General features: G+C 55.4%; 4 protein-coding genes. All 4 read left to right on the top strand.

What is annotated here, in order from left to right; genetic code table 11:
• Positions 1–1,497, top strand: a 1,497-nt coding sequence (locus tag ACL9RM_RS26010; RefSeq protein WP_414126678.1) for a thioesterase domain-containing protein, incomplete at its 5' end; no start/stop codon positions are given.
• Positions 1,487–3,313, top strand: coding sequence for an ABC transporter ATP-binding protein (locus tag ACL9RM_RS26015; protein WP_250266747.1), 1,827 nt, complete (start codon positions 1,487–1,489; stop codon positions 3,311–3,313). The genes ACL9RM_RS26010 and ACL9RM_RS26015, both read left to right, overlap by 11 nt.
• Positions 3,310–5,043 (top strand): ABC transporter ATP-binding protein, encoded by a 1,734-nt coding sequence (locus ACL9RM_RS26020; RefSeq protein ID WP_250260350.1) that lies wholly within the window; start codon positions 3,310–3,312, stop codon positions 5,041–5,043. Before ACL9RM_RS26015 ends, ACL9RM_RS26020 begins: the two co-directional genes overlap by 4 nt.
• Before the next feature lie 229 nt (positions 5,044–5,272).
• A partial coding sequence (locus tag ACL9RM_RS26025; protein ID WP_414126679.1) for an amino acid adenylation domain-containing protein occupies positions 5,273–9,953 on the top strand: 4,681 nt, incomplete at its 3' end.

Here is a 9,953-nt window from a genome sequence, read left to right on the forward strand (position 1 = left end):
CGCCCTGTGCCGATCGGCGTAGCGGGCGAAATGTACGTGGCCGGGGAAGGCCTTGCGAGAGGATACCTGAACCGTCCAGATCTGACGGCGGAGAAGTTCGTCGATTCCCCGTTTGTGGAGGGGGAGAAACTGTACCGCTCGGGCGACTTGGCGGCTTGGCTGCCGGACGGCAACATCGAATACCTAGGCCGGATCGACCACCAGGTCAAAATCCGCGGGTACCGGATCGAGCTGGACGAAATCGAGACGCAGCTGCTGAAGATCGCCGCCGTGCAAGAAGCCAAGGTGCTCGACCGCGACGACGCGAACGGCCTTAAGCAGCTTGTCGCTTATTACGTCGCGGAAACGAGGCTGGCGGCGCATGAACTCAAGGAGGAGCTCGCCAAGCAGCTTCCGGGGTATATGATTCCTTCGCACCTCGTGCAGCTTTCGCGGATGCCGCTGACCCCGAACGGGAAAATCGACCGCAAAGCGCTGCCCGCGCCGGAGGAAGCCGCGGCCGGAGGAGCGGAATATGTCGCGCCGAGAACGCTGCTCGAAATGAAGATCGCCCGCGTCTGGCAGGATACGCTTGGCGTTCCGCAGGTCGGCGTAAAGGATAACTTTTTTGAGTTGGGTGGCAATTCGTTAAGTCTGATGAGGCTCGTTCAAGCCGTTTACGATGAAACGGGCATCGAGATACCGCTGAACCGCCAATTCCACAATCTAACAGTTGAAGCCATGGCTTTCGGCGAGGGGGATCTGGGCCTGGATAAAGGGGGAGACTCCTTCATTAAGCTGAATAAAGCAGGAGATCTGAACGTGTTCTGTTTCCCTCCGGGCAGCGGCTTCGGCATCGGTTACCGAGAGCTCGCAAGCAGGCTCGACGGCCGGTTCGTGCTCTACGGCATTGATTTTATCGACGATGCCGTCGATTACGAGGCCATGCTGAACCGTTATGTGGACGAGATCGTCCGCATCCAGCCGGAAGGACCTTACGTGCTGCTCGGCTACTGCTTCGGAGGCAACCTGACGTTCGAGGTAGCCAAAACGATGGAGAAAAGAGGGTATTCCGTAACGGACGTGCTCATGGTGGACTCGTGGATTAAGGACACGCTGACGCCTTCCGAAACGTCGGAGAAAGAGCTTGAAGAAACGCTTGCCGATTTCGACGAAGAAGAGAAGGAATTAATGAGCAACCCGCTCGTGCGGGAGCGGGTTCATCGGAAGGTCAAAGCGACCTTGGCGTACGAAGCGCAGCTTATTAATTCCGGCACGATCCCGGCCCGGATTTACGAAATGATTGCGAAGGACAGCGAAGCGTTCCGCCTGGAGCACCAATTGCCTTCCTGGCGGGGGGCAACGACGCAAGCTTACGCCGATTACCGGCTGGAGGGCGCGCACGAGGAATTGCTGGAACTCGCGCGCGTGGAAGAAACGGCCGTCGTCATCCGGGACATCTTAGAGCAAGTCAAGCGGCAGATCGAAGCGGAGGCCGGGGTACTGCATGGAAGCTGAGCGCCAGCCGTCTGTTCTAGAACAAGGCACAGCGGCGCCTTCCAAGCGCCAAACCGCTTACGCCGCCTGGAAAGCGTTCCGCTGGCTGATGTCCTATGTAAGCCGTCACAAAGGCTGGATGATCGTCGGTATCTTGTCCGCGATTGCCGCCGCCGTTATTGAGATATGGATGGGAAGTTTGATCGAGCAGCTGACCACCCAGGCCGAGAAGGGGGCAGGGCCAATCGTTCTGCAAATCGTGTACACGGTCTTTGTGGTCATCTTGATCGGTGTGCCGGCGAAGTTTTTCATGAGCTTCGGCGTGGAGCGAAGCAGCGCCTCTGCGGTGCAGGATATCCGCAACCATGTCATGCGTCATATCGGCAAACTCCCGGTCTCCTACTTGGAAAAGCAGCACTCCGGCGACGTATTGTCGCGGATCAACAATGACCTGCAGCTGATCCAGCAGTTTATGATTCGGGACCTCGCCCAGTGGTTTTATCATCCGCTGGTGTTCATCGGCTGTTTCGCTTATTTGATCTACCTCCAATGGGAGCTGATGCTGTACAGCCTGCTGTTATTTCCCGTAGCGCTGCTGGTTTCCCAATGGATCGGCAAGCAGTTGGAGCGGTTGACGGAGGAAGCCCAGGCGAACATGGGCCGAATGAACGTCAACCTCCAGGATACGCTTGGGGGTATGCCTATTGTAAAAAGCTACCTGCTATCCGGCATGTTATCTCGCTCCTACCAAGTGCTGCTGCAATTGACGGCCCAAAAAAAGCTGGCCGTGAAAAAGCGGGAAGCCTGGGTCAACCCGCTGCTTTCCACGCTGATGATCAGCCCGATCATTTTCGCCGTCAGTTACGGAAGCTATTTGATCTACAAAGGGCAGCTAGGCGCGGGAGAGCTGATCGCCTTCCTGTACTTGCTGAATCTGTGTCTGGAGCCGCTGGAGCATATTCCCGAGCTCATCACGCGGACGTTCGAAATGGCCGGTGCCCTGAGAAGGGTCTCCGAAATCGTCGAGCAGCCGACCGAAACGGAAAATGGCCGTTCGCTTCCGAAAGCGAGCGCCGCCCCCATCGAGTTTCAGAACGTAACCTTCGGATATGAGGAGAGCTCCCCGATCCTGCGGAATGTTAGCTTCTCGGTGCCGGAAGGGAAGACGATCGCGCTTGTCGGAGCGAGCGGCGGAGGGAAGAGCACGGTGTTTAAGCTTGTATGCGGCTTTTATCCGCTTCCGGAGGACCAGGGCGAGATCCGCGTGTTCGGCAGCCTGATCCACGGCGCCGATCCGGAGCAGCTTCGGTCGCATTTTTCCGTGGTAACCCAGGATTCATATTTGTTTAGCGGCACGATCGCTGAAAATATCGGCTACGGGCGGGAAGTAGCGTCGATGGACGAGATTATCGAAGCCGCCAAAGCCGCTCAGGCGCATTCCTTCATTATGCAGCTTCCCGACGGCTATCAGACGTATGTCGGAGAGCGCGGAGGCTTTTTGTCCGGCGGGCAGCGCCAGCGCATTGCAATGGCCCGGGCTTTTCTTAAGGATGCTCCCGTTCTGCTGCTGGACGAGCCAACGTCGGCTCTTGATCCGGAGTCGGAAAGCGCGGTTCAGGAAGCGCTGGGCGTATTGATGAAGCAGAGAACGACGATGGTTATTGCCCACCGGCTTTCTACAGTACAAAACGCCGACGAAATTTGGGTCATGGAACAGGGGAGTATTGTTGAAAAGGGCACTCATGAACAATTGCTGAAGATGAAGGGACTGTACGCCCAGTCGTACTATCAGGAATTTACCGAGTCTGCCGAACGCAGGGAGGTGGCGTACACATGAAAAAGGGCGGATGGCTCTCGCAAGTGAAAGAACTCGGCTACTTGCTGATGTTTATGAACCGCAAGCGCAAAACCCAGTACGCCATTGGCCTGGCCGTGACGGCGCTCACCCAGACATTGTTCTTGATCGCCTTCAGCTTGGTCGTACATAACTTGGTTGATTTCGCCGTGTCCCGAGATACGTCCCTGATGGTGGAAGCCTTTATTATTTTGGGCGCGGCCTTGTTCCTGGAAAATGTGATTTCTCCCTGGTTCATTTACTTATACCAGCGCAGTGTCGAGCTGACTGTGCTGAATATCCGCGAACGTCTTTATGACAAGCTGTGCCGGGTGCGGCCGAGATTCCTGGAGCAGACGCACCATGGGGATTTGCTGTCGCGGGTGAACAACGACGTAACGACCGTTGAGTTTACATTCTCGCAGGTTTACTTCGTTTTGCTGCTTCAAGTTGTCTTTTGCATCGGCTCCATTGTCTCCATGGTGTTGATCGATTGGCGGTTTGCCGGCGTATCCTTCGTCATTCTGCTGCTGTCCTCCGTGGTCAGCCTGAAATTTGCGCGGGATATTCGCGCCTTGTCCGAACAAGGCTTGCAAATGCTCGGTAAAATGACCGAAAAATTCAAAGATTTTATGGGCGGCATTCAAATTGTGAAGCTGTTCCGCATCCGCACGATTTACGGCCAGTACGAGGCGTTGAACGAACAAATGACGCAGACGCTTCGGCAAACCGCGCAGAAGAACGGCATGCAGGCTGCGGTGAATCATTTTATCAGCTACGTCACGTTCTGCGGTATCATCGTCATCGGCAGTCTTCTTTATGCCTACGGACTGATGGGAATGGGAAGCGTCGCTGCCCTGGCGGTTCTGCAAGTGAATCTGACGCACGCCTTGTTGAACTTGGGGATGGTTCTGTCGATGACCCAAAATTCGATCGCGGGCGCTCACCGGATTCAAGAGGTACTAAGAGAGGAAGAGGAACCGGAGCGTTTGGGATCTCCTCACAGCGAGCTCGTGTCGGAGGCTGCGGTGGAGTTTCGCGATGTGGAATTTTCCTATCAGGCGGATAAAAAGGTGCTTGTCGACATCTCCATGCAGGTGTTTCCCGGCCAGGTCGCCGCTATCGTGGGGGCCAGCGGCAGCGGCAAAAGTACGCTGATCAAGCTGCTGCTCGGCTTTTATCCTGTGGACAGCGGAGAAATCCTGCTCCAAGGCAAACCGTTCGGCCATTACACGCTGGACGAAATCCGCAGGCAGATTGCATACGTTCCGCAGGAGCCGTTCTTGTTTACCGGCACGATTGTGGAAAACATCCGCTATGGCAACCCGGAAGCAACGGATGAAGAAGTGATCGAAGCGGCCAAAGCGGCGTACGCTCACCATTTCATTCAGGAACTTCCTGAACAGTATGAAACGCCGGTGGGAGAGAGAGGAGCGTCGTTGTCGGGCGGACAAAGGCAGCGAATTGCGATCGCCCGGGCGATTCTCAAAAACGCCCCGATTCTGCTGCTGGACGAAGCGACTTCCGCGCTAGATAACGAATCCCAGCATTGGGTACAGCAGGCCCTGAACGTGTTGATGAAGGGGCGCACCACCATTCTGATCGCCCACCGTCTCAGCACCGTGGAACATGCGGATTTGATTACCGTCATGAACCAAGGGACGGTCGTCGAGCGGGGCCGCCATCAGGACCTGCTGGCGCTCGGGGGTTATTACGCCCGGCTGTACGGCTAGACCCGCTTTACGGCGGGCGGCTTCCTGCTTGCGAATGCGACAGAGTCTTTTAGTAATCCAAGGTATGACTTTATAACCGGTAGTTACCAGAAAACGTAGACACGAAAAAGGGGGCAGAGTCCGAAGGAGCCGTTCCGGGAATGGCCGCGCGGTTCTTCTAAGAGTGACTAAGTGACATCTAGGTACAAAGCCTATCTATAAAGAATCTCTAAACCGGGAGTGTGTCGATGTGAGAGAGAATACCAACGAGCAATATGGATTAACGCAAGCCCAGCGCCGAATATGGTTCATGGAAATTATGAATCCGGGAACGTCCATCACGATGCTTTCTGCGACCTACCAGATTACGGGCGAGATCAACACACAGCTTCTGGAGCAAGCGGTGGCAGAGATCGTCAAAACCTATGACGTTTTCCGAATCCACATTAGCGGGGATTTGCAAAATCCAACGCAGTGGTTCGAAGAGCCGGAGAATGTCCAAGCTAGGATAAGCCGCCTCGAAATAGGCACAACCGAACAATTCTATGCTTGGGTGAAAGAAGTAAGCGAAAAACCGGCCAGCGTGTTCGACGAACACCTCTACCAATTTACAATTATCCATTTTGCGAACGGCCAAGTATGGCTCAATTTGACGGTAAATCATATTATCGCCGACGGCTTGTCCGTCAATGCTTTGCTGCATGCGGTGATGGAAAAATACCTGGAACTGCGCAAAGGCATCTCCAGCAGTTACCAGGCCCCTACCTATCTGGATTATATTTCCGCGGAGCGTGAATATGAGCAATCGCAGCGTTATCAAAAAGGCAAGGAATACTGGCTGACGAAGTACAACACTTTGCCTGAAACGACCGGCATTAAATCGTATCCGCCATTCTCGATCGGCAGCGAATCCAATAAACTGGCCATCACTTTGGACGGTTCCCGGTATGAACGCATTCTGGCCTTCAGCGAACAATATCAGGTCAGCTTATATACGTTATTTCTGTCCGCCATGTACGCCTTATTGTACAAGCTGACCGACAGCACCGATGTTCCGGTCGGCACGGTTTTCGCCAATCGCACCAGCAAGAAGGAAAAAGAAACGATCGGCATGTTCGTCAGCACCGTGGCTACGCGGATTCGTCTGAATCCAGACGGGCACGTGCTTTCCTTGATCCAAACGGTTTCCAAGGAAAATACGGCGGATCTGCGGTATCAGAAATACCCTTATAACCAATTGATCCAGGATTTACGCGAACAACACGGCCGCAACGATCTTTCGGGGCTGTTCCGCACGTCTCTGGAATATCTGCCTTTGAAAATCGTGGAGTACGAAGAAATCAAGGTACGCCTGGAGGCTCACTTCGCTAGGCACGAGATGGACGATTTGCTGCTGCGCTTCGACCATATGCTGAATGAAGGCCATGTAATTCTCCATGCTTCCTATCGTACCGGCCTGTTCGAGACGGCCGAGATTGATCGGATTATGGAACAGTATGTAACCGTTCTGGACCAGTTCCTTCAGACTCCCGAACTGCCGATACGCGAGATTTCTCTGCTGAGCGATGAGGAGAGACACCGCATTCTCAACGTTTTTAACCCGCCGATGGCAGGGCTGAGCGAGGGAGAAGCGTTTCATCGGTATGTTGAAAAGTTTGCCCGGGAAATTCCGGATCATCCGGCAGTCGTCTACATGGACAAACAGCTGACCTACGGCGAATTGAACGAACGCGCCGAGCGGCTGGCTTCTCTCCTTCGCGAACAGGGCGTGGGAAGGGAGACGATTACGGGAATCTGGGCGGAGCGTTCAGTGGAACTGCTGGTCGGGGTGCTCGCCGTTTGGAAAGCCGGCGGAGCCTATGTACCGCTGGACCCCGATTATCCGGCGGAGCGGATTGAGTACATGCTCAGCGATAGCGATGCATCGGTGCTGCTTACGCAGCGTCATCTGTTGGAGCGGGCCAGAGGTTGGTTGGCCGATGACCGGCTGAAGCTTCAAGCTGTCTATGCCATGGACGATGAACAGATTTATAACGGGGATGCCTTAATCGTGGAATTTGAATCTGCCGACAGCGCCCCGCAAGACTTGGCTTATGTGATTTACACCTCGGGTACGACGGGACGCCCGAAAGGCGTCATGATCGAGCACGGTAGTCTCGTGAATACGGCGGATGCGTACCGTCGCGAGTACCGGTTGGATCAGTTCCCGGTGCGGCTGCTGCAGCTGGCCAGCTTCTCGTTTGACGTGTTCGTCGGAGACATCGCGCGGACGCTGTATAACGGAGGCACGATGGTGATTGTGCCGAAGGATGACCGGATTGATCCGAACCTCTTATACGGCTGGATTCGGGACCAAAACATTACGGTATTCGAATCGACGCCTGCGCTCATCCTGCCGTTCATGCAGCATATTTATGAAGAAGGGCTGGACGTTAGTTCCATGCAGTTGCTGATTACCAGCTCGGATGCTTGCAGTGTCACCGATTACCGATTGCTGCAGGAAAGATTCGGCGGACAATTCCGCATCATCAACAGCTATGGCGTTACCGAAGCGGCCATTGACAGCAGCTTTTACGGTGAGCCGCTGGATAAGCTGCCGCCGTCGGGTCATGTGCCGATCGGCAAAGCTTGGCTGAACGCCCGGTTTTACATTGTCGATACCGCGTTAAAGCCGGTTCCTGTAGGGGTTCCGGGCGAGCTTGTCATCGGCGGCGCCGGGGTGGCGCGCGGGTACTGGAACCGTCCGGACCTAACCGCCGAGAAGTTTGCGGACAGCCCGTTTGTGCCGGGCGAACGTCTGTACCGGACAGGCGATTTGGCCCGCTGGCTGGAAGACGGCAACGTCGACTTCATCGGCCGGATCGACTATCAAGTGAAAATTCGCGGGTTCCGGATCGAACTCGGCGAAATTGAAACGGCCCTGCTGCGTTTCCCGGGCGTCAAGCAGGCTGTGGTGACCGACCGTACGGATGAGCAGGGGCAAAAGTATTTGTGCGGCTACGTGGCGGCGGATGTTTCTTTGCAGCTGAGCGATCTGCTGTCCCAATTGAAGCAAGAGCTGCCGGCCCATATGGTCCCGGCCCGGCTGGTGTCTCTTGATAAGCTTCCGCTCACGCCGAACGGCAAAATTGACCGTAAAGCGCTGCCTGAACCGACCGGAGAGGTAGAAGCAGGCCGTGAGTATGTGGCTCCTCGCACAACGCTGGAAACAAGACTTGCTCTCATTTGGCAGCAGGTGCTGGGTATTGCGCGAGTTGGAGTCCAAGACGATTTCTTTGACTTGGGTGGTCATTCCTTGCGGGCCTCTACGCTTGTTTCCAAGATTAGGAAAGAGCTGCAAGTCGAGGTTTCGTTGCGGGAAGTTTTCCGTTACACCACGATCGAACAGCTAGCCCAAAGAATCGGCGGTTTAAGGCAGCAGGAGACGTATGAGATTACAAAGGCGGCTGAGGCCGAGTACTATCCGGTTTCATCCGAGCAAAAGCGTCTGTACGTCCTGCGCCAGCTTGACGGGGCCGAGCGCAGCTACAATATGTCGGCGGCGCTTCTTCTCGAAGGCAAGCTGGACCGCACGCGCGTCGAGCACGCGTTCCGGGCGCTGATTCAGCGCCATGAGACGCTGCGTACCGGGATCGAGCAGGTTCAAGGCGAGCTTGTCCAGCGCATCTATGACGAGGTGGAGTTTGCTGTAGATTATTTCCAAGCGAGCGAGCGGGAAGTGGAGCAAGTGGTGGAAGCTTACTATCACCCGTTTGATCTGACCAAGCCGCCACTTCTCCGCATCGGCCTGATCGAAGTCGCCGAGGATCGCCACATTCTACTGTTCGATATGCACCATATCGTCTCGGACGGCATTTCGACAGCGCTGCTCTTCGACGAGTTCAGCCGCCTGTATCGGGGCGAGGAGCTGGCCCCGCTGCGCATTCAATACAAAGATTATGCCGTTTGGCAGCATTCCGAAGCTTACGGGCAGATGCTCCAGCCGCAGAAGGAGTATTGGCTGGAACAGCTGTCGGGCGAGCTGCCGGTCTTGGAGCTACCGACGGACTTCCCGCGGCCTGCGGTGCAAAGCTTTGACGGCCGAACCGTGAAGTTTTATATCGAGAAAGATCGGACGGAGAAGCTGAAAGAGCTGGCGGCACGGACAGGGACGACCCTGTACATGGTGCTGCTGTCGGCTTACACCATCCTTATGCATAAATATTCGGGTCAGGAAGATCTGATCGTAGGAACGCCGATTGCCGGAAGAACGCAGGAAGAAGTGCAGCCGATCGTAGGGATGTTTATCAACACGCTGACCATTCGCAGCCGTCCGGAGCGTTCCAAGCCGTACCTTACGTACCTGGAAGAAATCAAGGACATCACGCTCGGGGCTTTCGAACACCAAAATTATTTGTTCGAAGACTTGGTAGAAAGTCTTCACATTCCGCGCGCGACCGGCCGGAATCCGCTCTTTGACACGTTCTTCTCCCTACAAAATACGGAGAACGAGCAAATTGTCATCGAGGGGCTGGAGCAATCGTTTTATCCACTGGAAAACCAAACATCCAAGTTCGAGCTGCTCCTGGATATTTCGGAGCTGGACGGTCAGCTCGAATGCCGGTTGGAGTACGCTACGGCTCTGTATAAACAAGAGACCGCGGAACGGTTCGCCAGACATTATGACAAGCTGCTCGAAACCATCGCAGCAGCGCCGGACGGGGATATTGCCTCGCTGGAAATGCTCACGGAGGAGGAAATCCTCGAGTTGGTGCGCGGTTTCAACGATTCGGAGGCGGACTACCCGCGGCAGCAGACGATTCACGGCTTGTTCGAAGAGCAGGCGGAGCTTTACCCGGACAACGTGGCCGCCGCCATGAACGAGCGGCAGCTGACCTACCGCGAGCTGAACGAGCGATCCAACCGCCTTGCGCGGAAGCTGCGGGAGACGG

This window comes from Paenibacillus sp. S29, assembly GCF_049319765.1.
GTDB lineage: Bacteria > Bacillota > Bacilli > Paenibacillales > Paenibacillaceae > Paenibacillus > Paenibacillus polymyxa_B.